The sequence below is a fragment of the Nocardia sp. NBC_01009 genome (assembly GCF_045208035.1).
In the GTDB taxonomy this organism is placed as follows: Bacteria; Actinomycetota; Actinomycetes; order Mycobacteriales; family Mycobacteriaceae; genus Nocardia.
The window spans coordinates 2,505,980-2,530,731 of sequence record NZ_CP108695.1 but is presented as its reverse complement, the minus strand read 5'-3'; the positions used below and the strand labels follow the sequence as shown (position 1 = coordinate 2,530,731).

21 protein-coding genes and 1 tRNA gene are annotated in these 24,752 nt (G+C 66.6%); 9 read left to right on the top strand and 13 right to left on the bottom strand.

The features are described 5' to 3' along the window. Positions 1 to 66: 66 nt before the first annotated feature. Positions 67 to 138: transfer RNA gene (locus OHA42_RS11195), tRNA-Cys, on the bottom strand. A 144-nt stretch (positions 139 to 282) separates the two neighbouring features. Between OHA42_RS11195 and OHA42_RS11190 the strand changes: the two genes are divergently transcribed. The 3 genes from OHA42_RS11190 to OHA42_RS11180 all read left to right on the top strand — a co-directional run bounded on the left by OHA42_RS11190 (position 283) and on the right by OHA42_RS11180 (position 2,592). Further along, positions 283 to 831 carry a MarR family winged helix-turn-helix transcriptional regulator gene (locus OHA42_RS11190; protein ID WP_406236688.1) on the top strand — a complete coding sequence of 183 codons (549 nt, stop codon included), beginning with the start codon at positions 283 to 285 and terminating at the stop codon, positions 829 to 831. A 119-nt stretch (positions 832 to 950) separates the two neighbouring features. Further along, a complete protein-coding gene (locus tag OHA42_RS11185; RefSeq protein WP_406236687.1) occupies positions 951 to 2,018 on the top strand; it encodes an Hsp70 family protein in 1,068 nt (355 codons plus the stop codon). A gap of 274 nt (positions 2,019 to 2,292) precedes the next feature. Beyond that, on the top strand, positions 2,293 to 2,592 hold the full coding sequence (locus tag OHA42_RS11180) for a hypothetical protein (RefSeq protein ID WP_406236686.1): 300 nt from the start codon (positions 2,293 to 2,295) through the stop codon (positions 2,590 to 2,592). Between the two features lie 53 nt (positions 2,593 to 2,645). On the opposite strand, the gene OHA42_RS11175 is transcribed toward OHA42_RS11180, so the two are convergent. From OHA42_RS11175 to OHA42_RS11155, 5 genes are read right to left on the bottom strand one after another with little or no spacing between them, the layout of a single operon-like run. Beyond that, positions 2,646 to 3,431 (bottom strand): enoyl-CoA hydratase, encoded by a 786-nt coding sequence (locus OHA42_RS11175; protein WP_328409811.1) that lies wholly within the window; start codon positions 3,429 to 3,431, stop codon positions 2,646 to 2,648. A 46-nt stretch (positions 3,432 to 3,477) separates the two neighbouring features. Then, positions 3,478 to 4,338: a 3-hydroxyisobutyrate dehydrogenase gene (gene mmsB, locus OHA42_RS11170; RefSeq protein WP_406239283.1), complete on the bottom strand. Its 861-nt coding sequence runs from the start codon at positions 4,336 to 4,338 to the stop codon at positions 3,478 to 3,480. A 32-nt stretch (positions 4,339 to 4,370) separates the two neighbouring features. Further along, positions 4,371 to 5,444 (bottom strand): enoyl-CoA hydratase/isomerase family protein, encoded by a 1,074-nt coding sequence (locus OHA42_RS11165; protein ID WP_406236685.1) that lies wholly within the window; start codon positions 5,442 to 5,444, stop codon positions 4,371 to 4,373. Then, complete coding sequence (locus OHA42_RS11160; protein ID WP_406236684.1) at positions 5,441 to 6,580, bottom strand: acyl-CoA dehydrogenase family protein; 1,140 nt, start codon at positions 6,578 to 6,580, stop codon at positions 5,441 to 5,443. Before OHA42_RS11160 ends, OHA42_RS11165 begins: the two co-directional genes overlap by 4 nt. A gap of 4 nt (positions 6,581 to 6,584) precedes the next feature. After that, positions 6,585 to 8,117 (bottom strand): CoA-acylating methylmalonate-semialdehyde dehydrogenase, encoded by a 1,533-nt coding sequence (locus OHA42_RS11155; protein ID WP_406236683.1) that lies wholly within the window; start codon positions 8,115 to 8,117, stop codon positions 6,585 to 6,587. 488 nt (positions 8,118 to 8,605) lie between these two features. Between OHA42_RS11155 and icmF the strand changes: the two genes are divergently transcribed. Next, the gene (gene icmF / locus OHA42_RS11150) at positions 8,606 to 11,824 is read left to right on the top strand and encodes a fused isobutyryl-CoA mutase/GTPase IcmF (protein WP_406236682.1); all 3,219 of its coding nucleotides are present in this window, start codon (positions 8,606 to 8,608) and stop codon (positions 11,822 to 11,824) included. A gap of 324 nt (positions 11,825 to 12,148) precedes the next feature. Here the strand turns inward: icmF and OHA42_RS11145 are convergent, their stop codons facing one another. After that, positions 12,149 to 13,117, bottom strand: a complete 969-nt coding sequence (locus OHA42_RS11145) for a DUF2157 domain-containing protein (RefSeq protein ID WP_406236681.1) — start codon at positions 13,115 to 13,117, stop codon at positions 12,149 to 12,151. Between the two features lie 80 nt (positions 13,118 to 13,197). On the opposite strand from OHA42_RS11145, the gene OHA42_RS11140 reads away from it, so the two are divergent. Further along, on the top strand, positions 13,198 to 14,277 hold the full coding sequence (locus OHA42_RS11140; RefSeq protein WP_406236680.1) for an amidohydrolase family protein: 1,080 nt from the start codon (positions 13,198 to 13,200) through the stop codon (positions 14,275 to 14,277). Here the strand turns inward: OHA42_RS11140 and OHA42_RS11135 are convergent. Further along, positions 14,189 to 14,542 (bottom strand): DUF998 domain-containing protein, encoded by a 354-nt coding sequence (locus tag OHA42_RS11135; protein WP_406236679.1) that lies wholly within the window; start codon positions 14,540 to 14,542, stop codon positions 14,189 to 14,191. The genes OHA42_RS11140 and OHA42_RS11135 overlap by 89 nt on opposite strands. Before the next feature lie 80 nt (positions 14,543 to 14,622). Here OHA42_RS11135 and OHA42_RS11130 point away from each other — a divergent pair, with 80 nt between their 5' ends. Continuing rightward, on the top strand, positions 14,623 to 16,119 hold the full coding sequence (locus tag OHA42_RS11130; RefSeq protein ID WP_406236678.1) for a flavin-containing monooxygenase: 1,497 nt from the start codon (positions 14,623 to 14,625) through the stop codon (positions 16,117 to 16,119). A 223-nt stretch (positions 16,120 to 16,342) separates the two neighbouring features. Next, the gene (locus OHA42_RS11125; protein WP_406236677.1) at positions 16,343 to 16,750 is read left to right on the top strand and encodes a DUF3224 domain-containing protein; all 408 of its coding nucleotides are present in this window, start codon (positions 16,343 to 16,345) and stop codon (positions 16,748 to 16,750) included. A gap of 106 nt (positions 16,751 to 16,856) precedes the next feature. Here the strand turns inward: OHA42_RS11125 and OHA42_RS11120 are convergent, their stop codons facing one another. Beyond that, positions 16,857 to 17,621 carry a helical backbone metal receptor gene (locus OHA42_RS11120; protein ID WP_406236676.1) on the bottom strand — a complete coding sequence of 255 codons (765 nt, stop codon included), beginning with the start codon at positions 17,619 to 17,621 and terminating at the stop codon, positions 16,857 to 16,859. A 268-nt stretch (positions 17,622 to 17,889) separates the two neighbouring features. Then, positions 17,890 to 18,420 (bottom strand): TetR/AcrR family transcriptional regulator, encoded by a 531-nt coding sequence (locus OHA42_RS11115; protein ID WP_406236675.1) that lies wholly within the window; start codon positions 18,418 to 18,420, stop codon positions 17,890 to 17,892. 74 nt (positions 18,421 to 18,494) lie between these two features. Here OHA42_RS11115 and OHA42_RS11110 point away from each other — a divergent pair, with 74 nt between their 5' ends. Continuing rightward, positions 18,495 to 18,983: an LIC_13387 family protein gene (locus OHA42_RS11110; protein ID WP_406236674.1), complete on the top strand. Its 489-nt coding sequence runs from the start codon at positions 18,495 to 18,497 to the stop codon at positions 18,981 to 18,983. Positions 18,984 to 18,990: 7 nt separating this feature from the next. Here the strand turns inward: OHA42_RS11110 and OHA42_RS11105 are convergent, their stop codons facing one another. After that, positions 18,991 to 19,758 carry a hypothetical protein gene (locus OHA42_RS11105; protein WP_406236673.1) on the bottom strand — a complete coding sequence of 256 codons (768 nt, stop codon included), beginning with the start codon at positions 19,756 to 19,758 and terminating at the stop codon, positions 18,991 to 18,993. Then, positions 19,755 to 22,685, bottom strand: coding sequence for a DEAD/DEAH box helicase (locus tag OHA42_RS11100; protein WP_406236672.1), 2,931 nt, complete (start codon positions 22,683 to 22,685; stop codon positions 19,755 to 19,757). The genes OHA42_RS11105 and OHA42_RS11100 overlap by 4 nt, the downstream gene beginning before the upstream one ends. 192 nt (positions 22,686 to 22,877) lie before the next feature. Here OHA42_RS11100 and OHA42_RS11095 point away from each other — a divergent pair, with 192 nt between their 5' ends. Continuing rightward, on the top strand, positions 22,878 to 23,240 hold the full coding sequence (locus tag OHA42_RS11095) for a hypothetical protein (RefSeq protein ID WP_406236671.1): 363 nt from the start codon (positions 22,878 to 22,880) through the stop codon (positions 23,238 to 23,240). 255 nt (positions 23,241 to 23,495) lie between these two features. On the opposite strand, the gene OHA42_RS11090 is transcribed toward OHA42_RS11095, so the two are convergent. Then, positions 23,496 to 24,314 carry a sulfurtransferase gene (locus OHA42_RS11090; protein WP_406236670.1) on the bottom strand — a complete coding sequence of 273 codons (819 nt, stop codon included), beginning with the start codon at positions 24,312 to 24,314 and terminating at the stop codon, positions 23,496 to 23,498. Between the last annotated feature and the right edge of the window lie 438 nt (positions 24,315 to 24,752).

Genomic DNA, 24,752 nt, shown 5'->3' with positions numbered 1-24,752 from the left:
AGGGTGCCCGGCTCGGTGATGGTGTTCACCGAGCCGAGCACCCAGGCGGCACTCCTGACCGCATAGAGCGAGCGGCGGGAATTGAACCCGCGTAAACGGCTTTGCAGACCGTTGCCTCAACCACTCAGCCACGCCCGCCTCGCATTGAATAGTGCCGTTTCGAGCCGAGCCCGCCCACCCTTGCGCTCACTCTGATTCGAAGTGGGTTCGCGCGTTCGCCGAGCCGGGCCGGATGTGACGGGATGGCGGAATGGTGGCCGTGCGCATGGAATGATCGAGGTCATGTCTCGGCCACGCCCTCTCCCAGTGGACCCGATCGAGGAGGCCCATCGCCAGTGGGTCGACCACGGCTGGGGTGATGTCGCCGACGGAATGGCCGCCGTGACCTCTCTGGTGCGAGCCCAGCAAATCGTCATGGCCCGAGTCGACGAGGCTCTGAAACCGACCGGTCTGACCTTCTCACGCTACGAACTTCTGATGCTGTTGAACTTCAGCAAGACCGGCGCGCTGCCGATGGCCAAGGCGAGCGCCCGACTTCAAGTGCACCCGACAAGCGTGACGAATACCGTCGACCGACTCGAAGCCGCGCGGCTCGTCGAACGGGTACCGCACCCCAGCGATCGTCGGGCAACATTGATCGAAATCACCGATGCCGGAAGGGAACTGGTCGCCGAAGCGACCGAGGAGCTCAATGCGAAGGTGTTCGCGGTACCCGGGCTGGAGCCGGATCGGCTGCACACGTTGTTGCAGTTGCTCGCAGAATTCCGGCATGCCGCAGGCGACTTCGACACCGAAGGCGAGCCAGCTCGTTGGACCGCGACCGATCGCTGACTTCCGCACGAGAACTGGTTGGTACTACCCGAACTGAACGACCGCCCTGTAACGGTCCGGCATCCAACTAGCGAATTCCCAGCCCTGTCGTCTTGGCAGCGGCGCGGAAAAGGTTCACCATGGAGTCCATGGTGCTGGTCTTGGGGGTATCGGCGGGTGCTGGAGGCGCGCGCGCGATGCTGACACATTCCGATCAGCCGCACCTCCCCCCGATCGATCGCTGCCAGGTGCCGCGACGTGCGGGCGGCGGCGTCGACGAGCCCGTTTTCGAGGCGATTCGCCAGATGAGCGGATCCGCCGAGCGCCGCGACGAGCTGATCACCGGAACCGCGGTGACCTGCCGCTGCCCACTGCACGTTGAGTCCATCCGGGCCGCGGCGGGCCGCACCCGGCTCACCATCGTCGACGAACCACTTGCCCAGCTGCGGTATCTACGCTTCACCGGCCTGCTCCCCGACACCGGCTCGGTGATCCTCTACGACCTCGGCAGCTCCGGCCTGACCATCACGCACGCCGACTGCCGGACCGAAACCATCCTGTCCAGCAAACGCAGCACCGTGCTCGGCGGCGACGGCTACGACGCACTGCTGCGCTGGCAACTGGCCAGGGGCAGCGTGCTGACCGACAAACTGACAAGCCGCAGACACCGCGAAGCCCTGAGCAGCGCCAGGGTGGTGACAGCCATGGACCCCACCACCGGCGGCCGAGCCGTTGTCACCCGCAGCGACCTCGCCGAACTGTGCGCGGCGAGCATCCATCATTCGGCGTCGTTCGTCCGTCAGCTCATCGACGAAACCGGCGTGCAGCCCGAGGCGATGGTCCTGCTCGGCGGCTGCACCCGCAACCCGAGCATCCGCGAGGCGCTCGGCGAAATGACCGACCTGCCGATCATCTACGACTCCGAACCCGAATACGTCTCCGCCCGCGGCGCCGTCCTGCTCGCCGCCGAACGCCCCACCGGCGACGTCCGCATGGCCCGAATCCGCACCGGCGCAACCTTGCCCACCCTCCCCTCGCGCACCGTCGGCCGAAGAAAACTCATCGCCGCCGTAGCGGTCACCGTGGCACTCGGCGCAACCATCGCCGGATTGCTTGCCATGGGCAAGAATTCGGCGCAGACCCCCGGCGGGGGGACCGCGCCGACTCCGGTAGAGGTGGCGGGGATCCCGGCAACGCCCTTCGGCTGATCGATCGTCGCACCCGAACCCGACCGAGCTTCGGACATCGCACGCGAGCCGCTCTCGCTACGATGAGCGCGTCAGCACCCGAAGCTGCGAAGGGGGACACGGGTGGCATTCGCGCATTCCCGGCAGATCTTCAAAACCTCTGCCACAGTGTTGAAGTCGCGCAAAGAGTTGGCGCTGTTTCCGGTGTTGTCGGGGGGGGCGTACATCGTGGTCGGGCTCGCGTTGATGGTGCCGCTCGCGGGTCGCCGACGCCGCGCGGGAGTCATCGGCGGCTGTGCAACGCACATGGGGCGGCGGCAACGTCGTCGGTGAGACCGGCTTCGGCTTGCTCACTACCCTGTTGATCGTTCCCGGCGTGGTTGTGTTCTTCGCCAGCGGCTTTCTGTTCGGCGTCAGTGTCGCCGCGGCGTTTCTCGTCATGGCGTCGGCCGTTGTCTGGCTGCTCGTGACAGCCGCTGTGGTCACCGCGGTCTCCGGGATCTGCCGAACCGCGTTCTACCGCCTCGCCGTCGACGGCCGAGCTCTGGCGGCCTTCGCCGACGCCAACCTGTCGCGGCCTTTTCGCGGGGTCTGAAAACCACAAGGCCCGGCCGAAGTGCTCGGCCGGGCCTCCCTCATCGGCTGTGGTCAGCGGTTGGTGAATTTCGCGGGGCGCTTCTCGACGAAGGCGGACATGCCTTCCTTCTGGTCCTCGATCGCGAAGAGCGAGTGGAAGACTCGGCGTTCGAAGCGCAGGCCCTCGGCGAGGGTGGTTTCGAACGAGCGGTTGACGGCTTCCTTGGCGATCATGGTGACCGGCAGCGACATCGAGGCGATGGTCTCGGCGACCTCGAGTGCGGTGTCGAGCAGATCGGCGGCAGGCACGATGCGGGAAACCAGGCCGGCACGCTCGGCTTCCTCGGCGTCCATATTGCGGCCCGTGAGCACCAGGTCCATGGCCTTGGCCTTGCCGACGGCGCGAGTCAGGCGCTGCGAGCCGCCGATGCCCGGGATGACACCGAGCTTGATCTCCGGCTGGCCGAACTTGGCGTTGTCGGCGGCGAGCAGGATGTCGCAGATCATGGCCAGCTCACAGCCACCACCGAGTGCGTACCCCGCGACCGCGGCGATGGTGGGTTTACGGAATGCGGCAAGCCGATCCCAGCGCGCGAAGTAGTCGTTCATGAACATGTCCATGTACGACTTGGGCTGCATCTCCTTGATGTCGGCGCCCGCCGCGAAGGCACGCTCCGAGCCGGTGATGACGATGGCGCCGATCGCGTCGTCGTGCTCCAGTTCGTCGAGCGCGGCGATGACATCGTCGAGGACCTGCGCATTCAGCGCATTGAGCGCCTTCGGGCGGTTCAGCGTGATCCAGCCGACCCGGCCCTTACGCTCCAGCAGAATCGTCTCGAAGTCTGGCCCTCCCGTCACTCGACCCCCACCCCCCACGGAATCGCTTCGCGATGCGTCCATCTTTTTAGGCACCCTCTTGGTCGGAACGGTTACGGATATCGGTGACGATAGCCGAGAAGTCCTTTCCAGCCTCGGCCTGGTTGAACCGGGTGTAGATCTCGGCGGCGAGCATGCCGAGCCGGCCGTCGATGCCGTTGTCGCGCAGGGCGTTCGCGGCGAGACCGAGGTCCTTGGTCATCAGCGCGGTGGCGAAACCGGGCTGGTAGTCGTTGTTGGCCGGGCTGGTCGGCACCGGACCGGGGACCGGACAGTAGTTGGTCAGCGCCCAACTCTGGCCCGACGCGGTGGAGACGACGTCGAAGAACGACTGGTGGCTCAGGCCCAGCTTCTCACCGAGCACCAGTGCCTCGGACAAACCGATCATCGAGATACCGAGCAGCATGTTGTTGCAGATCTTCGCGGCTTGGCCGACACCGGGGCCACCACAGTGCACGACCTTGCCGCCCATGACCTCGAGCACCGGCAGTGCGTCGGCGAAGTCCGCGGCACTGCCGCCGACCATAAAGGTCAGCGTGCCGGCGGCAGCGCCTGCGACACCGCCGGACACCGGGGCGTCCAGTGCGCGATGACCTGCGCCGACGGCGAGCACGGCCGCGGCCTTGGCGTCGGCGACATCGATGGTCGAGGAGTCGATGAACAGCGTGCCCGGTGCGGCGGCGGGGAGCAGATCCGCGTAGACGTCGAGGACCAGTTTGCCGTTGGGCAGCATGGTGATCACGACATCGCGGTCGGCGGCCGCCGCGGCGGCGGTGTCCACCACGGTGGCGCCGTCCTTGCGCGCCTGCTCCTGCGCGGCGGGGACCGGGTCGAAGGCGATGACGTCGTAGCCCGCCCGCACCAGGTTGGCGGCCATGGGTCCGCCCATGTGGCCGAGGCCGAGGAAGCCGATCTTCTTACTCACTGTTGTCCCTCCGGAATCGTCGAACCCAGTTCGTACTCGCCCAATTCGGCGAAGTATGCGTCGACCTGCGCCGCCGTGACGTCGGCGAGCGTCGCGGGCGACCACTGCGGGTTTCGGTCCTTGTCGATCACCTGCGCGCGGATGCCCTCGACCAGATCATGCGAGGCCAACGAGGCGACCGAAACGCGGTACTCCTCGTTCAGCACTGCCTCAAGGCTCGACGCGGCGCGGGCCGCACGCAGTGAGCGCAGCGTGACTTTCAGCGCGACAGGTGATTTGCCGAGCACATCGGCAGCGGCCTTGACCGCAGCAGGGGAATCACTCGCCTGCAGTCGGGCAACGATCTCCTCGACGGAGTCCGCGCTGTAGCAGGCATCGATCCAGTCCTGCTGGGCGACCAACTCGGATTCCGGTGCGTCCGTTGCGAACTTGGCGATCGCGATCTCGGCCGTCTCCGAGCGCAGCGTTTCCAGCAGTGCCGGAATGTTTTCCGAGGGCACGTAGTAGTCGGCGAAGCCGGTGGCTATGGCGTCGCCCGCACCCATCCGTGCGGTGGTCAGCGCGATGTGCGTGCCGATCTCGCCGGGGGTGCGAGCCAAGAGGTAGGTGCCGCCCACGTCGGGGATGAAACCGATGCCGACCTCAGGCATGCCGATCTTGGAGCGTTCGGTGACGATGCGATGGCTGCCGTGGCCGGAAATACCGACGCCACCGCCCATCACGATGCCATCCATGACAACGACGTAGGGCTTGGTGTAGCGGCCGATCAGCGCGTTGAGGATGTACTCGTCGCGCCAGAAGGCGGCCGTCGCGCTGGTGGCGGCGTCGCCGCCGGCCTTCGCGTCGTGGTGGATGGCGACGATGTCGCCGCCCGCGCACAGCCCGCGCTCCCCCGCGCCGGTGACGACGACGGTGCGCACCTCGTCGTCCTCGGCCCACTCGCGCAGTGCGCGCGACATGGCAAGCGCCATCTCGTGATTCAGCGCATTGATGGCCCTGGGCCGGTTCAGCGTGATCAGGCCGAGGCCGTCGCGCTTGTCGATCAGGATGTCGGGTTCTGTTTCGGTCATGCCGCTCCTACCACCGAGCGGGCGACAACCACCCGCATGATTTCGTTCGTGCCCTCGAGAATCTGGTGCACCCGCAGATCGCGGACGATCTTCTCGACGCCGTATTCGGCCAGGTAGCCGTAGCCGCCGTGCAGCTGAAGCGCCTTGTTGGCGACATCGAAACCGGCGTCGGTCGCGAATCGCTTTGCCATGGCGCACAACTCGACCTTGTCGTCGGCATCGGCATCCAGTGCCGCCGCGGCACGCCACAGTAGAGTGCGAGCCGCTTCCAACGAGGTGCGCATATCCGCCAGCTCGAATTGCAGAGCGGTGTTGTCCAACAGTCGGGCGCCGAAGGCTTTGCGCTCGCCCAGGTAGGCAACCGCCTTGTCCAGTGCCGCGCGACCTCCGCCGAGCGAGCAGGCGGCGATGTTCAATCGTCCGCCGTTGAGCCCGTTCATGGCGATCCGAAAACCGTTGCCCTCCGGGCCGAGTCGATTCGCAGCCGGCACCCGGACCGCGTCGAGGATCACCTGACGGGTGGGCTGTGCGTGCCAGCCCATCTTCTTCTCGTTGGCGCCGAAAGAGATTCCCGGTGTGTCCGCGGGGACGATGAACGCCGAGATGCCACGCGCACCCGCATCGCCGGTGCGCGCCATCACGACGTACACGTCGGTGCTGCCCGCGCCGGAAATGAATTGCTTCACCCCGGTGAGCAGATAGTCGTCACCGTCGCGAACGGCCTTGGTGCTCAGGGCGGCCGCGTCGGATCCGGCGCCGGGCTCGGTCAGCGCATAGCTGCCGAGCCATTCCATCGAGGTGAGCCGGGGCAGCCAGCGGTGACGCTGCTGCTCGTTTCCGTAACTGTCGATCATCCACGAAACCATGTTGTGGATGGAGATATAGGCGGCGATGGCCGGGCAGCCGGTGGAGAGCTGCTCGAAGATGCGGACGGCATCGAGCCTGCGCAGCCCGGAGCCGCCGACATCCTCGCCCACGTAGATGCCGCCCATGCCCAGCGAGCCCGCCTTGCGCACCACATCGACCGGGAAGTGTTTCTGCTCATCCCATTCGAGGGCATTCGGGGCGAGTAGCTCGTCGGCAAAGGAGCGGGCCGTCTCGGAGATCGCCTTCTCGTCGTCGTCGAGTACGAACATGACCTCAGTCCATCGTCGGGATGACGAAGGCGTTGGGCGTGGAGCCTGCGGAGCGACCCACAGGCCCGAGCTCCTTGAGTCCGGAAGGCCAACGCTGCGTCACCGTCTTTGTCTTGGTGTAGAAGCGGATCGAATCGGGGCCGTGCTGGTTCAGGTCGCCGAAACCGGAACGCTTCCAGCCGCCGAAGGTGTAGTACGCGATCGGGACCGGGATCGGGACATTGATGCCGACCATGCCCACCTGGACGCGGGCGGCGAAATCGCGGGCGGTGTCGCCGTCGCGGGTGAAAATCGCTACGCCATTGCCGTATTCGTGCTCGTTGGCCAGGCGCAGGCCCTCTTCGTAATCCTTGGCGCGCACCACGCTGACCACCGGCCCGAAGATCTCTTCTTTGTAGATCCGCATCTCCGGGGTGACCTTGTCGAACAGGGTGGCGCCGACGAAGTAGCCGTTCTCCCCGCCTTCCACAGTCAGCCCGCGGCCGTCGACGACCAGTTCCGCGCCCTCGTCGATGCCGATCTGGACGTAGTTGTTCACCCGGTTCACGCCGTCCGCGCCGACCAGCGGACCGAGGTCGGCGCCGGGATCGTCGGAGCGACCGATATTGAGCTTGTGCACCCGCTCGGTGAGCTTGGCGACCAGGCGATCCGCGGTCTCCTCGCCGACCGGCACCGCGACCGAGATGGCCATGCAGCGCTCGCCCGCCGAACCGTAACCGGCGCCGATCAATTGGTCTGCGACGTCGTCGAGGTCGGCGTCGGGCATCACGATCGCGTGGTTCTTCGCGCCGCCGAAGCACTGCGCGCGCTTGCCGTTCGCGGTCGCGGTCTCGTAGATGTACTGCGCGATCGGCGTAGAACCGACGAACCCGACGGCCTTGATCCTTGGATCGTGCAGCAGTGCGTCGACGGCCTCTTTGTCGCCGTTGACCACATTGAACACACCCGCAGGCAGACCCGCCTCCAGGAACAACTCGGCCAAGCGCAGCGGCACCGAGGGGTCGCGCTCGGAAGGCTTGAGCACGAACGCGTTCCCACATGCCAGCGCCGGACCGGCCTTCCACAACGGGATCATGGCCGGGAAGTTGAACGGGGTGATGCCCGCGACGACACCGAGCGGCTGCCGCATCGAGTAGACGTCGATACCGGTGCCCGCGCCCTCGGTGTACTCGCCCTTGAGCAGGTGCGGGATGCCGGTAGCGAATTCGATCACCTCGAGGCCGCGCTGAATATCGCCCTTGGCGTCCGGGATGGTTTTGCCGTGCTCGCTCGACAGCAACGCGGCCAGCGAATCCATCTCGTCCTGTACCAAGGTCAGGAACTTCATCAACACCCGCGCCCGCTTCTGCGGATTGAACGCGGCCCACACCTGCTGCGCCTCGGCGGCGTCGGCGATGACCGCCTCGACCTCCGACTTGCTCGCCAGCGGCACCCGCGCCTGCACCGCCCCGATGTTCGGATCGAAGACATCGCCGAACCTGCCGGACGTGCCGGCAACGTGCTGCCCGCCGATGAAGTGTGTGAGTTCGCGAACCATGCCAGTCCTCAGGTGTCGACAGCGGCGGCGTGGACTCCACGCCAGATTTATGGTCATCCTATAGTTGGATGTCCAAGTAAATCCAGGCAAGGGTGCAGATGTGGGATACACCACTCTCCAAAACCGCAGGTCAGACAAAGAAGGGCCAGCCCAGGGGTTCAGAGCGAGGGCCGCGGGCGCAGGGGCGCGGCTCCAGTACGCGCCGCCCGAGGGCAGCGATGGCGGTGCGACCGCCCGCGCCACACCGAGAGTCGCCGTTCCGCACAGGGGGCCACTCACAGCGCCGGCCCGCAGGATCATGCGAGAGCGGCCTCCGATGGATGAGCCGCTGCCGCAGCACTTCCGACCGCGAGCATCTACGCCACGAACGCCCACGCAACCGCCACAAAGGCCGCCATGCAAGCTGCATGACATTGTGACCACCCTCACCGTAGAATTAGTTTGACGTCCTAGTATCGGGCGCCAAAAGGACCCGACGGAGGACCACCGTGGCCGATAGCAGCGCGCTTCACACGCCCGCCAACCCCGTCCGACTCGTGACATCCGCCGCCCTGTTCGACGGGCACGACGCGGCGATCAACATCATGCGGCGCATCCTGCAATCACAGGGCGCCGAGGTGATTCATCTCGGCCACAACCGAGCGGTGCACGAGGTCGTCGCCGCGGTGGTCGAGGAAGACGTGCAGGGCGTTGCGGTCAGCTCGTATCAGGGCGGGCACCTCGAGTACTTCGAATACCTGGCCACCGCGCTCCGCGAGGCCGGGGCGGAGCAGGTGCGGATCTTCGGCGGTGGCGGCGGCGTGATCGTCCCCGAGGAGATCGCGCGGCTCGCCGAATCCGGCGTGACGATCTTCTCGCCCGAGGACGGACAGCGGCTCGGCCTACCCGGCATGATCAACGAACTGGTCCGACAGTGCGATGTCGATCTGTCGACCGACCGGCCTTCGATCGATGCGGTGCTCGCGGGCGAACGCACTGCGCTGGCCAGGGCTATCACCTGCCTGCAACAGGACAGCCTCACTCCTGCCGAACGCGACGCGCTGACCGCGGCGGCGGCTGCGCGGGCCGTACCGGTGCTGGGCATTACCGGCACGGGTGGCTCCGGAAAGTCTTCTCTCACAGATGAATTGGTTCGCCGACTGCGCTCGGATCAGCAAGACAAGGTCCGTGTCGCGATCCTCGCTGTCGATCCGACTCGACGCCGCGGCGGCGGCGCACTGCTGGGCGACCGCATTCGGATGAACGCCTTGGACGGCGACCATATCTTCTTCCGGTCGCTGGCCACGCGCGGCAATCACGAACTACCGCAGAATATCGACGTGATCATCGCGGCCTGCCGAGCCGCCGGATACGACCTGGTGATTCTGGAGACGCCGGGCATCGGCCAGGGCGACACCGCGATCGTCGACCACGTGGACGTGTCGATGTATGTGATGACACCGGAATTCGGCGCAGCCTCCCAGCTGGAGAAGATCGACATGCTGGACTACGCGGATGTGGTGGCGATCAACAAGTTCGAACGCCGCGGCGGCGCCGACGCACTGCGCGATGTCTCGCGCCAGCTGATGCGCAATCGTGAGGCGTTCGGGGCAAGCCCGGACGATATGCCGGTATTCGGCACCAGCGCTGCGACATTCAACGACGACGGCGTGACCGCGCTCTACCAGCACCTGACCGCGCGCCTGGGCGAGCACGGCCTGCGACTGGAACCCGGGACGCTGCCCAGGGTCGAGACCCGCGCATCGACCCGCTTCGCCCAGATCATCCCGCCGGCCCGGGTGCGCTACCTCGCCGAGATCGCCGAAACAGTACGCGGTTATCACGCCGACACCGAGCAGCAAGTGCGTGCCGCGCAACGAGTTCAGCGCTTCGAACAGGTGCTGGCGGAACTCCCCGACGACACAGCGGTCGCCGCATTGCTCGACAACGCCCGTTCGGAACTGTCCACCGAGAACGCGGCTCTGCTCGCCGACTGGCCCGCCGTCGCCGAAAGTTACCGCGGCGCCGAGCAGGTGGTGCGGATGCGCGATCGAGAGATCCGGACGCCGTTGCGTCGGGAATCATTGTCGGGCAGCAGCATTGCCCGGGTCGCGTTGCCGCGCTATACCGATCACGGTGAGCTGCTGCGCTTCCTGCGCTCGGAGAACCTGCCCGGCCGCTTCCCGTTCACCGCGGGCGTGTTCCCGTTCAAGCGCGACAACGAAGATCCGGCCCGCATGTTCGCGGGCGAGGGCGATCCGTTCCGCACCAACCGCCGTTTCAAGGTGCTCTCCGCACATGCCGAGGCGACCCGGCTTTCCACCGCCTTCGACTCGGTGACCCTCTACGGCCGCGACCCCGACGAACGCCCGGACGTCTACGGCAAGGTCGGCACCTCGGGGGTGTCGATCGCCTCGGTCGACGATATGCAGGTCCTCTACGACGGATTCGATCTCACCGCACCGACCACCTCGGTGTCGATGACCATCAACGGACCCGCGCCGACCATCCTCGCCTACTTCCTCAACACCGCCATCGACCAAGCGCTGGCACGGTTCTCGGCTGCCGAGGGCCGCCGACCCACCGCCGACGAGGCCGCCGATATCCGGGTGCGGACCCTTGCCACGGTGCGCGGCACGGTGCAAGCCGACATCCTCAAGGAAGACCAGGGCCAGAACACCTGCATCTTCTCCACCGAATTCAGCTTGCGCATGATGGCCGATATTCAGGAGTGGTTCGTGCGCAACGGAGTTCGCAACTTCTACTCGGTCTCGATCTCCGGCTATCACATCGCCGAGGCGGGCGCGAACCCGATCAGCCAGTTGGCCTTCACCCTCGCCAACGGCTTCACCTATGTGGAGGCCTACCTCGCGCGCGGCATGCGGATAGATGAGTTCGCGCCGAACCTGTCGTTCTTCTTCTCCAATGGCATGGACCCGGAGTATTCGGTGATCGGCCGTGTCGCACGGCGTATCTGGGCCGTGGCCATGCGCGACAAGTACGGCGCCGACGAACGCTCACAGAAGCTGAAATATCACATTCAAACCTCGGGCCGCTCATTGCACGCGCAGGAGATGAACTTCAACGACATCCGCACCACGTTGCAGGCCCTCATCGCCATCTACGACAACTGCAACAGCCTGCACACCAACGCCTACGACGAAGCGGTCACCACCCCCACCGAGGAATCGGTGCGCCGCGCGCTGGCTATCCAGCTGATCATCAACCGTGAGTGGGGCCTCGCGATGAACGAAAACCCGCTGCAGGGCAGCTTCATCATCGATGAACTCACCGACCTGGTCGAGGAGGCGGTGCTCACCGAGTTCGAGCGGATCAGCGAGCGCGGCGGCGTGCTCGGCGCAATGGAGACCGGCTACCAGCGCGGCCGCATCCAAGACGAATCCATGCTCTACGAGCGCCGTAAGCACGACGGCTCGCTGCCGATCGTCGGTGTCAACACCTTCCGCAATCCGCACGGCGAACCGCACCGTGAACTCGAACTTGCCCGCGGCACCGAAACGGAGAAGAAGTCGCAACTCGATCGGGTCCGCGAATTCCAGCAGCGTCATCGCGACGAGGCCCACGACGCCCTTGCGCGCCTGGACGCCGTGGCCCGCACCGATGGCAACATCTTCGAGGTCCTGATGGACGCGGCCCGGGTCTGCACGTTGCAGCAGATCACCGACACGTTCTTCACCGTCGGCGGCCAATACCGCCGCAACGTCTAACGACACCGACTCCACGGCGGCGGTCCGCTTCATCAGGGCGAGCACCGCTGCCCGATCGGCGTCCGTGGCCTCGTTCCGGAATCCGAAACGCAACAGGTGAACGATCATGACCATCTCCTCATTTGAACCGACTAGTTCAAACGGCCGAGTGCGCGGTGGCCGAAACCACCGAACGACACGAACTCGGCAACACACTGCTAGCTGAGTGCGCCGTAGCCGAAACCACCGAACCACGCCGGCTCAGCGACCACCGCACATGAGTACGCCGAAGCCGAGGCCACCGTGCGCACTGTGCGGGCAACCTACCGCGCTGAGCAGCGACGGCTACGGGGACGTTTTCGACGCGCGCGCGAGCAGTACCGCGCCGATGATGAGAACTATTGCGCCGACGGCCAATACCGAACCCGCCGCGCCGACTGCTCCGTCGGTCCACTGCCATACCGCCTCCGCCGCAGCCACGGCAACCGCGACGCCGCCACCGATGACCAGAACGGCCGAGCGCTGCGCGGCATAGAGCGCGAAGCAGGCGACGGCCACCATGGCGGTGAGCAAGTAGGCCGGGGTCAGATTGTGGTCCCCGGTCAGTTGAGCGCCGAGCAGCGAGATCAGGATCGCCACCGAGTAGCCGGCCCATAGCTCGGCGAATGCGCCGATTCGGGTGAGCGCGAACCAGATTCCGCCGAGCCCGAACAAGCCGACGCCGATCCACGGCTCGTCGATGCCGAAGGTCACATCGAGCACCGCAGGGACCATGCAGGCACTGAAAACAGCGCAGGTGAGCAAGCCGGTCAGCGAAGGAAGCGCGAGGTAGCCGAGGATGGCCGCCAGTGTGCCCGCGACGGTCGCACCGACCCACCCGGCGGCGCTGTCGCCGCTACCTATCGCAGTGCCCACCGTCACGGTCACTGCCCCCGAGGCAAGGGCGAACAGCACTGTCGCGAGCCGAAGCCGCGCGGTGCTTCCGTCGACCGCGCGGTGGAACAGCGTGGAAGATCCACCGGCCACTGCGATCCCACCGGCCGTGAGCCCGATCGTCACCACCGCGAAGGTGACAATCCGGGCGGCACGCGCCATGTCCTCCCAGGATCCGGCGAGCACGAGCCCGCCGCCGCCGAAGAGCAACCCGGCACCGATATAGGCGGCGATCTCGGCGAGCAGCTTGCCCGGCGGCGGCCGATTGCCGGATTCCTCGGCAGCCAGCGCCGCTGCGACCGCCTCGAGCTGGGCCGCGGTCAACACCCCCTCGTCGACCAGCCGCTGCAAAGCGGCGGACGTCGGATGCTCTGCTTGCACCCGGTGATTATCGCCCCCGCTCCCGCGGTGACATGTGACAATCGCCGGAGCGGACGGTCGGCGTCGACGGGACGGGCACCATGGACCTCACAGGCATTCGCATCATCGATGCGCACATCCACCAGTGGGATCCACTGGCGACGCCACGAGACTTCAGCGCCATGGCGCGGCTGTTCAAGTACTTGCCGCTGCCGATCGAGATCGCGATCCGGCTCGCGCCGCGGCGAGACCGCGAATTCGTCGGTGATCCAACATTTTTCGCGCATCCCTACCTGCCGGCGGACTATCGCGCGGATGCGGAGGCGACTCCGGTCGAGGCGATCGTGCACATCGAGGTCGGGTGGTCGGGAGCGGGACCGCTGGCCGCAGCCGACGAAACCCGTTGGGTCGCAGAGCTACCGTTCGGCGGCGTGAATCCCGCGCTCGGCGCGACCCTCGGCCACGCGAATCCCGCAGCACCGAATTTCGCCGAGCTGCTCGACGCGCATCGCGCCGCGTCTCCCCTGCTGCGCGGCATTCGCGCCATGGTCGCCCACCACCCCGACCACGATGTGCGCTCGTTCACCAAGACCGAAAGCGCCCTCACCACGAAGGCATTCCTGGACGGCTTCGCGGCGCTGGCAGAGCGCGGTCTCTGCTTCGAGGCGTGGGTGTATTCGCACGCACTACCGGATGTCACCGCGTTGGCCGCACGATATCCCGAGGTGCCCATCGTACTGAACCATCTCGGCACTCCCGCAGGCATTTTCGGCCCCGTCGGCAAGCACACCGGCACGAATCCGAGCCTGCGCCGCGAACTGTTCATCCGCTGGCGCGACAATCTCACCGCGCTTGCCGCGAATCCGAACGTGTTCGCGAAGGTCAGCGGCCTGATGATGCCCGTTCTCGGCCATCCGGTCCCCCGTCGGGGTCACCCGACACCGGTCCCCGCACTCCTGGACCGGATCGGCCCACTCGTCGAACACGCACTCGACGTCTTCGGCGCCGACCGACTCCTGTGGGGCTCCAATTTCCCGGTAGACAAACCGATTACAAGTATCGGCAACAGTGTGGAGGTGATAGCCGCCGCAATCACCGGCCACGGCGGCGGCAGACCCGAACTCGAACAGATCTTCCGAACCACCGCGCTACAGCTGTACCGAATCGATACCGCAACCTGAGTTCCCGTTCGACGGCCCCGACCGGGTAGCCATTGGCCGGATCCGCCACGAATGCGCCCGCGGCGATCAGGCCCGCACCGAACACGGCGACCAGCCGGGGCGCCCACACTCGGCCCGGGCCGTCGGTGAACGAACGTCGTAGCCCCGCCGGGATGAACAGGGTTCCGGTGACCAAGAAAGCTGCACGCTGAGGTCCTGATCGTCGAGTGATCAGCCGGCCGATCGCCTGGTTGACCGTAGGCGGAGGCCGTACCGTGGATGGCATCGAGCACGGCGTCGACTGCGCCGAGGATTCGGACCGTGTGACGCCAGGGCGAGGTGAACTCGCAGGCCAAAGGAGGTCGCATGAGCAGCAACGCGATCGATCACCAGGTGATCGTCGTCGGGGCCGGGTTCTCGGGGATCGGCGCGGCGATAAAGCTACGGGAGGCGGGGTTCGACGACTTCCTGATCGTGGATGAAGCCGATGGGGTCGGCGGGACGTGGCATTGGAATACCTACCCCGGTGTCGCCGTCGACATACCGTCGTTCAGCTACCAGTTCTCCTTCGATCAGCGGGCCAGCTGGTCACGGGTGTACGCGCCGGGGCGGGAACTGAAGGCGTACGCCGAATCGTGCGTGGACAAATACGAGCTGCGGTCTCGGATCCGGTTCGGCACCACGATTACCGAGGCCGAGTTCGACGAAGACCTGCACTGCTGGCGATTGCACACCGGGGACGGCACCGAGCTCACCGCACGCTTCCTCATCAGCGCGACCGGCGTGCTGACCAGGCCGAAGCTGCCCGATATCCCAGGCGTCGCCGATTTCGACGGTGTCACCATGCACACCTCGCGCTGGGATCACGGGCAGGATCTGCGCGGCAAGCGTGTCGCGATCATCGGGACCGGCGCGTCCGCGGTCCAGGTGATTCCCGAGATCGCACCGGCGGTCGACCGACTGACGGTGTTTCAGCGCACCCCGATCTGGTGTTTGCCCAGACCGGATCTGCCGCTGCCGAAGCCGGTCCGGTTGGCGCTACGCGTGCCGGGTGGACGGACGCTGACCCGGCTGGTCAGCCAGACCTACGTGGAGTTCACCTTCCCGATCTCGGCGCACTATTACGGCACGCTACCGATGGCCAAGCTCGCCGAGCGGGCGGGGCTCGCGCACCTGCGGCGCCAGGTCGCCGATCCCGTCATCCGTGAAAAGCTCACGCCGCGTTACGGTCTCGGCTGCAAACGGCCCGGCTTCTCCAACGACTACCTGGCCACCTTCAACCGCGACAATGTCGTGCTGGAAACCGACCCGATCCAGGAGATCACCGCCACCGGAGTCCGCACGTCGAGCGGCATCGAGCACCCAGCGGACGTGCTCATTCTGGCGACCGGCTTCAAGGTGATGGAATCCGGCAATATGCCGACTTACGATCTGCGCGGCGTCGGCGGCCGCGATCTCGAAAAGTGGTGGGACGACAATAGATTGCAGGCCTACGAGGGCGTCAGCGTGCCCGGCTTTCCGAACTTCTTTTCCATCATCGGACCCTACGGCTACAACGGCTCGTCGTATTTTGCACTGATCGAGTATCAGGTCAGGCACATCCTGCGCTGCCTGCGACAGGCCCGTACGGCCAACGCCACCCTCGTGGAGGTCACCAAGGCAGCCAACGACCGCTTCTTCCAGGAAATGCTGGCGCGCCGCGACGGCCAGGTCTTCTGGCAGGACAGCTGCGCGCTGGCCAACAGCTATTACTTCGACGCGCACGGCGACGTCCCGCTGCGTCCGTCCACCACCGTCGAGGCCGCCTGGCGCAGCGGCCACTTCGACCTCTCCGACTACCGATTCGCCACGGGTGGCCGATGAGTCGAGCTGTGGGCTCCGACGGGCGCAACCGGCGGCCCATCGATTGTCGACAGGATCGGGCCCTGTCCGGCTGCGATCACCGCCCTGACAATTCGCCGGCGATCCCCATCCGAGCCCTCGACCCCTGGAGCGGCCAGTGGGTCTGTCATAGGACGAACGACTGCGAGGGCACGGACTCCCGAGCAGCCCGCACTTGTCGGTGCCGGTCGTTACCATTCGCCGCATGAAAGCAACCGGCACCTTTTCCGTCCCGTCCTTCGTCCCGACCGATGTCGTACCAGACCCGGCCATCACCACCGCGCTCTCGGTCGGTATCGCGCACATCCAGAAAGAATTCGAAGGTGAGATCAAGGGACGCTCGGCAACGTTGTTCACCTCCGCGTTCGACCATGCCACCGGAGTCGGTACATACGTTGCGATGGAGTCCTTCGAAGGCACTCTGAACGGCGCCGCGGGGACATTCAACTTCGCCCACTCGGCAACCACAGTCGGGACCGACCGCGGGGCCGAGTTCTTCATCATCGTCCCCACCAGCGGCACCGGCGACCTGGCAGGAATCAAGGGCACCGGCGGCCTGACCGTGGACGAAGACGGCACCCACCACCTCTGGTTCGACTACGAGCTCGGCTGAGACACCCGCCGCCGCGGTCACCGCTCGACGTTCAGCTCACGCAGCGTTGACCGCACGGTGCCCCGCGCACCGCCGTCAGCCACCCGGAGATCACCTCGCACAGCAGTCAACTCGCGCGGTCTATTCGATCGGCAAGCACAGCGCGGGCCGTGGCGAGAGAGGGGCCGTACCAGGTGAGTGCGCGACCTTCGACCAAGGCCACGGGGATGCCGGGGAAGGCGTCGGGGCCGTCGGTTTCGGTGAAGACGTATGGCTCGTCGGGGAGTACGGCCAGGTCGATATCCGCGGTCAGTTCGTCGTCGGTGAGGCGTGGATAGCGGCCGGGGCGGTCGGCGTGCACCAGGTTCAGGCCGAGGCGGCGGGCGAGGTCGCCGGTGAAGGTGTTGCGGCCGACTACCATCCACGGGTTGCGCCAGATGGGGATCACGGCGTTACGGGTGGGCGCGGGTGGCATTGCGGCCCAGGAAGATTCGGCCTCGGTGAGCCATGTCGGCACCGCGGCGCCGAGGGCAACGGTGAAAAGCCTGGTCAGCGAGGTGATGGCCGCGGGCACCGTCTCGATCCTGGTGACCCACACCGGGATTCCGGCGCTGCGCAGACGTTCGACATCGATGCGGCGGTTCTCCTCCTGGTTGCACAGCACCAAGTCGGGGGCCAGCTCGACAATGCGGCGAACGTTCGGATTCTTGGTTCCTCGGACACGCTCGACATCCAGATCGGCCGGGTGACTGCACCAATCGGTCGCCGCGACAAGGGTTTCCGGGCAGGTGGCCGCCACCGCCTCGGTCAGCGAGGGCACCAGGGACACTACCCGCCGTACCCGTCCGGCGAGCACGACTTCGACCCCGAGGTCGTCTGCGACCGTCGTCATCGAATCACCGCCCGCTGCCACCGAAACAACGTCCGGACTGTCCACGCCCGAGGCGACCTGAGCACCACCCGCCGCCGCCCGATCGCGCCCGGGTTGTCCACGCCCGAGATCACCGAACTACCCTCCATCACCCGATCGCGCCCAGTCCATCCGCAGCCATGGCCACCGAACCACCTCCCCATCACGCCCGGATTGTCCACGCCCGAGATCTCCGCCACCGAACCGGTTGCGCCACAGCCTGATTCGCGGACAGCCCGCCGGTCGATGCTCATCCCACGATCCGACGACAGAGCTCGCGAAGCTGCTCCGGTGGCACTGCGGGGAGCACACTGCCTGCTCCGAGCACGAGCAGGTAGAGGATCTGCGCGATGTCGTGTGCATCGGTCTCCGCATATCCGGACTCCATCAGAAGAATCCGCAAGAAACCGAGCCGAGCGTTGTCTACGCGTTCCTTGGCCGCGGCGGCGATCGGGTCGTTGAGTGCCCACGCCCGCACGGCCATTTCTATGTTGGCCGGCTCATCGTCTTCGAGCACCAAGTCGATCAGCAGCTCGAGCCGGCCGCGTCCATCGAGCCGCTCGGCGGCCGCCCGCACCTCGCGCAGGTAGCGGGTGGTGTGCATTTCCTCGAAGTACGCGAGCAGCGCGGTCTTATAGCCGGACATGCCAGAAAAGTGGTGGTAGAAGGACCCGGTGCTGAGTCCGGTCGCCGCGACCAGCTTGTCGATCGTGAGGCCGGTCGGCCCCGCTGTGCCGAGGATCGCCAGCCCCGATTCCAACCATGAACTCTTGCCTGCCACATCGCCCAGCCTATAACATAACTTTTGTTCTGTTCCTGGGAGCAACCCGAGTTTCCGCGTTTATGGAGGTCGCGATGACCGCGATAACAACCTCGTCCGCATCGAGCAGCACTACTTCCGCACGATGGGCCGCACCCGTCCATTTCACCGGCGCCGCGCTGCTCGGCGCGATCGGCCTAGCGCACCTGCTCGTGGTGCATGTCTTCGGCGGCGTGGATACGCCAGCAGAGGAAGCAATCAACGAGCTGTCGGCGCGGACCACAACGACCTTGATCGAGGGTGGCCGACAGCTCAGCGTCTTCGACCTGAATACCGGCTACAGCGTCGGAATGGGGCTGCTCGGCCTGCTTTTCGGGCTAGTGGTGATCTCCGCCGTCCGCGCCGCCCCGCAATTGATTGCCCGCTGGTCACTGTTCAACGGCGTCTGCGTCGTCGCGGCAGCAGGCGTCTTCTGGATCGCCCTGCTGTATTTCCCCGAACCGGTCATCGTGATATCCGGCCTGGCGACCCTGTGCTTCACCGCGGTGTTCGTGGCAGGGAGCCGGGGCGTTCGATCGCGGTGATGCGCCGTCAGCGACCGAGCTCCTCGTAGAGCGTGCGCAGATCACGCAGCCCGGCGGCGGCGATCTGTTCGTCCTCGGCGGTCATGCGCAACGCTCGTCGCAACAGCACCGGATCCAAATCATCCATGGCCGAATGGAATTCGATCTTCGGGAGCTTCGGCAGCTCGGTCCGGTCGCCGTAGGGATCATCGGACTGCGCCGGATTCGGGTCCCGTTCGATGCCCGCGATGAGCGTATCCAGATCGAGCCCACGCAGCGTCAGAATCTCGCGCGGGCGCTCGTCGAGCCGTTCGGCGAGCAGGTAACAGGTCGCGGCGACGTGCTTACACGGCCAGCCGGGGTCCGGGCAGGTACAGGCGAAATCCAGATCCGCGGCCGTGGTCGGCAATAGATGCGGGCCGAGTCCCGTCGGCAAGGCGCCGGAAGCGATCTCGGCGAGCATTCCCGGTGCGGTGCGGATGGTCTCGATGAGCAACGCGAGTTCCTCGTCCCGCAGCGGTCGGACGGTGAACACTGCCGTGAACGGACGGGGCTGGCTGCCCTGCACTTCGGCGGTCACCGCGCCCGGCTCGATCCGATAACTCACCACCTGCCCGGATCTGGCGTAGGTGCGGCCGCGGGCCAGCCGACCCGGCTCCGACATCGCCTCCACCACCTCGATCAGTGCCTTCCCCCACCACGTGTGCCCGAATGCGCCACGGCGGCTGCGCGCCTCGACCCCGCCCGACACCGGGCGGCGCTTGCCGTACTTGCTGTAGTCGGTGTAGGGACTCAATCGCCCACCGCCTCCGCCCCGAGGGCGAACAGATCACGCAGTTCGTCGGTGCTCAGCTCGGTGATCCAGTTCTCCCCCGCCTCGATAGCCAGATCAGCGAGTTGCCGCTTGCCGCTGATCATTTCGTCGATCCGCTCCTCGATGGTGTCGACGCAGATCAGCTTGCGCACCTGCACATTGCGCTGCTGACCGATGCGAAACGCACGGTCGGTGGCCTGGTTCTCCACCGCCGGATTCCACCAGCGGTCCAGGTGCACCACGTGATTGGCCGCGGTGAGGTTCAGTCCGGTGCCGCCTGCTTTGAGCGACAACAGCATCAACGGCGGGCCGCCGGGCTCCTGGAACCGGGTCACCATGGTGTCGCGGCGCTTCTTCGGCACACCGCCGTGCAGGAACGGGATCTCGGTGCCGAAACGCTCGACGAGGTAGGGCGCGACGAGGTCGCCGAATTCGCGGAACTGGGTGAACAGCAATGCCTTCTCGCCGTCGGCGAGCACGGCGTCGAGCACGTCCTCCACCAGGGCCAGCTTGCCCGAGCGATGGCTGCCGCGATGCAGCACGCCGGAACCGTCGCCGAGGAAATGCGCCGGATGGTTGCACACCTGCTTGAGGCGGGTCAGCGCCCCGAGCACAGCGCCCTTGCGCGCCATACCCTTCGCGTCCCTGATCTTGTCGATCATGTCGTCGACCACCGCTTGATACAGCGCCGCCTGCTCCACCGTCAGGTTGGCCCGCACCGTCATTTCCAGCTTCTCCGGCAGGTCGCTGATCACGGTGGGATCGGTCTTCACCCGGCGTAGCACGAACGGCTGGGTGATCATGTGCAGGCGGCTGACCGCGTTCTCGTCACGCTCCCGTTCGATGGGCACGGCGAAACGCGCACGGAAGGACTGCGGTGTGCCCAGCAGCTTCGGGTTCGCGTAGTCCATGATCGACCGCAGCTCTTCCAGCCGGTTTTCCACCGGAGTTCCGGTGAGCGCCAGCCGATGCCGCGCCCGCAACGACCGTGCCGCCCGCGCCTGCCTGGTCGCCGCGTTCTTGATGTGCTGCGCCTCGTCGAGCACGATCCGATCCCACTGCCTGCGACCCAGCTCCGTGGCATCCCGAGCCAGCAGCGCGTAGGTCGTGATCACCAGATCCGCGTCCGCCACCGCCGCGTCCAACTCCTCGCCCGCCAGCCGCCCGACCCCGTGATGCACCCACACCCGCAGATCCGGCGCGAACCGCTCGGTCTCGCGCTGCCAGTTACCCACCACCGACATCGGGCACACCAGCAGGGTCGGACCGGGCGAACCGTCGACCGACTGTCCACCATCGCCAGGCCACCCGCCCGCCGCTTGGCGCTCATGCACCAGCAGGGCGAGTACCTGCACCGTCTTGCCCAGCCCCATGTCATCGGCAAGGATTGCGCCGCAACCCAATCGGCTCATGGTGGCCAACCAGGACAGGCCGCGCTCCTGGTAGGGCCGCAGTTGCGCCTTCAGTCCGATCGGCGTTGGCACCGGTTCGGGTTCGCGCGCCTGATCGAGTAGTTCGGCGGCCCAGCCGGTCGCGGTGACTTCGGTGATCGGCACCTTCGCGACATGGCCCGCGCCGAGTTCGCCGATCAGATCGGCGAAGGTGAGTTCGGTGTCGTCAGTGTGGGCGGCGACGTAGCGGGCCGCGGCGGCGAGCACCTTGTGGTCGGCCTGCACCCACTCACCGCGCAGCTGCACCAGGTCGGATTTGGCGGTGATCAGTCGTTGCATCTCGGCCTTGGTCAGCACGGTGTCGCCGAGCGCGAGTTCCCAACGGTAGGAGACGAGTCCGCGCATACCGACCGTGCTCTCGGCGGCAGGCACGGCGCTGTCCACCCGCATGCGCATGGTCGGCGACGAAATGTTCCAGGCCCGCGGCAGCATCAATCGAATGCCGTCCGCCCGCAGCGCGTGCGCACCATGGGCGACCAGGTCGACGACCACCTCGGTCGGCAGCAGCAGATCCAGCGCGCGCGGGTCACTCGGCAGGTCGCGCAGCCGCGGATACGCGCGTTGCGCGACCCCCAGCTTTTCCACCGCGGTGCGAACCAGACTCGGATCACCATGCAGCGGTACGGGACTCGGGGCCTCACCCTCGGTCTGCAGGCACACCTCCAAGCGCCACAGGGCCACCGCCTCGTCCTCGGTGCCGAGTTCGCCGTCCGGCTCCAGTAGCCGCAACACCAGATTCGGCTCATCACCGGTCAGGCTCGCGCGCCACCGTTCGAGTGCCTCGGCCAGCCGGTGACTTCCGCCGTCCAGAGCCACATCACCGAGCAGCGCGGCCACCAGCGGATGGGTCGACTCCCCGAGGTCGAGCAGTTCTCTGGCAATGGGATCGGTGAGTTCGGCGACCATGTCGTCGAGCACTGCGCCGGGCCGACCGGCAACGCGAAGGGCGGGGGGCATGGCCACGGCAAGTTCGGCGAGCCAGGCGCGCTGCCGCTCGCCGCCGACCAGCCGCCAGCGCACCCACCATTGGCCATCGTCGCGGCGCAGCTCCGGCACGATCCGGCCGGCCCGCGCCCAGCGTTCGATGCCGTGCGCGACATGGGCGAGGAAGCGCAGATCCCCCGCGACCGCCTCGGCGGGCAACCGCTGCCGCAACGCGCCCGCTGCTGCGGCCGGTGCCATGGCGTGCGCGCGCACCTGTTGGGTCGGCGCCTCGTGCGCACGCAGGTGCGCCGCCGTATGTCCACGCGCTTGCCCGGTGACCACCCCCTGCGCGCGTTCGGCCGGCACTCCGGGCACCGGCATTTGCTCCGCATCCGACCCGATGACCAGCACCTCGGCCCGATGCCGGAATCGCGATGTCCGCAGCACACTGCCCAGCGGATCGGGTAGCGCGACGACCGGCGAGTGCTGCCAGAGCAGCAACCCCGATCCCGGCGACCACAGACCGTGCAGCATCAATCCATCCAAGCAGGCGGGTCCGACACGCCTGCGCGGGCCGTCGCGCCGGATTCCTGGATTTCTGAGCGCGGTCGTAACATACTGGGATATCCCCTGGTCATTGTGGCTGAATCGGAACTGGGTGCCAGCGGGAAGCTTAGGTATCTACCACAGAGTTTTAGGTATCTATGAAAGTCGGAGGGCAGCAGCATGACGATTCTGCTCCAGGCACTCGAGCAGAGCTTTACGCCTACGACGCCGTGGGAACGACGCAAAATCACCTTCGTGAATACCGCCAAGATCGTCGGTATGCGACTGGACGGACAGTGCGGCGTGTGGCTCGACCTGTCCCGCCCCGGTGAATCACAGCGCTTGGCCCGCACACTGGATCCGCATGACGCGATCACCTTTCTGCTCACCGCTTTCGCCAAGATCGCGGAGTGCGAGGAACGCGGCGGATCGTGGCTGATCGGGCATGACGGCGTGCGCGTCGAATCCATCGCGGCCACCAGGTTCCCGCCACGCTCGAGCGAGGTCACCGACGACGAGTTACTGGCTCGCGCCTGGTTGTGAGGTCGGCCCGCGGCAATTCTTTTTGCCCGGGCGCACGATCTCCAGGTTCTACGTATGTCGGTTCGTGCGGGTAGATCCGACGCCTTGCCGACATTCGGCGATGACTGCTGCTCTTGACGCATGCTGCCACCTGCCCGTGCAGGCAACTGCCTACGCGAGCAGATACAACGCCGTCGCCATCGATACGACCTGCCGGTGACCGCCACCGACAACGCGCATGGCACGACGTCGCCTGCACCTGCCCGTGATCGAACCTCAGCTACCGGTGGCGATCGGACGCTTGGGATCGTTCGACCATTGCGACCACGAACCCGGATAGAGGGCGGCCTGCACACCGGCGACCGCCAGTGCAGCAACCTGATGGGCCGCGGTGACACCGGAACCGCAATACACGGCGACCGGCCCGGAACCGAATTGGGCGAAGCGGCTACGCAATTCGTCCGCCGCGCGGAAGCGTCCGGCGGCATCCAGGTTCGCCGAGGTCGGCGCGCTGTGCGCGCCGGGGATATGTCCCGCCTGCGGATCGATCGGCTCCACCTCGCCGCGAAAGCGCTCGCCTGCGCGCGCATCGAGCAGCACGCCGTCCCATTTGGCCGCCACGTCGGCGTCGATGGTCGGCAGGTGCCCTGGGCTGAGGTGCACATCGCCGGGTTCGGGATCCGGCTCGCTGCCGGCGGCGATGGCACCGCCCGCACTCGTCCACGCGGGCAGTCCGCCGTCGAGGATCCGCACATCGGCGATCCCGGCCCAGCGCAGCAGCCACCAGGCCCGCGCCGCCGCCATGCCGCCGGTCGCGTCGTAGACGACGACGGGATCACCCGTCCGCACACCCCAGCTGCGCGCGCACTTCTCCAACTGCGCGACCTCGGGGAGCGGATGACGTCCACGCGCCGGCGAAGGCGGCGCGGCCAGTTCGGTCTCCAAGTCGACGAACACCGCGCCGGGAATGTGGCCGTCGAGATAATGCTGCGGGCCGTCCGGGTCACCCAATGCCCAGCGCACATCGAGCAGGCGAACCTGCTTGTCCGCCAAGGCTTCCCGCAACTCCCCTGCCGAGATAAGTACCGCGCCCACCACAGCTCCTCGCTCAGAATCCGTACCCTCGAGCACCGACTTTCCCCACCCTACGCAGTTGCGGGCGGCAGTGTCCGCGCGGATCGAAAGTACTCGCCGGTTGTACCGATCCGCCCCGTGTCCGTGGTCTTGCCCACATCGCGGCCGGAATTCAGTCCACTTCCGGACCACTGGCTGGTGACATGCGGTGGCCGGTGACGGCAGTATCCCGGAGATGTCCCACGTTTCCCCGGCGTCCGAAACGACCGATCCGATGCCGGATTCGACGATGCCGCACGAACCTGCGGCGCTTCCCGGATCAACGGTTCCGCCGGACCCGACCGACTCATATGAGCAGACAGCGCCGGGCAGTTCGAGCGTGCCGCCGGAGCCGACGATGCCGACCGCTTCGAGCGTTTCACCAGAGCCGACGATGCCGACCGCTTCGAGCGTTTCACC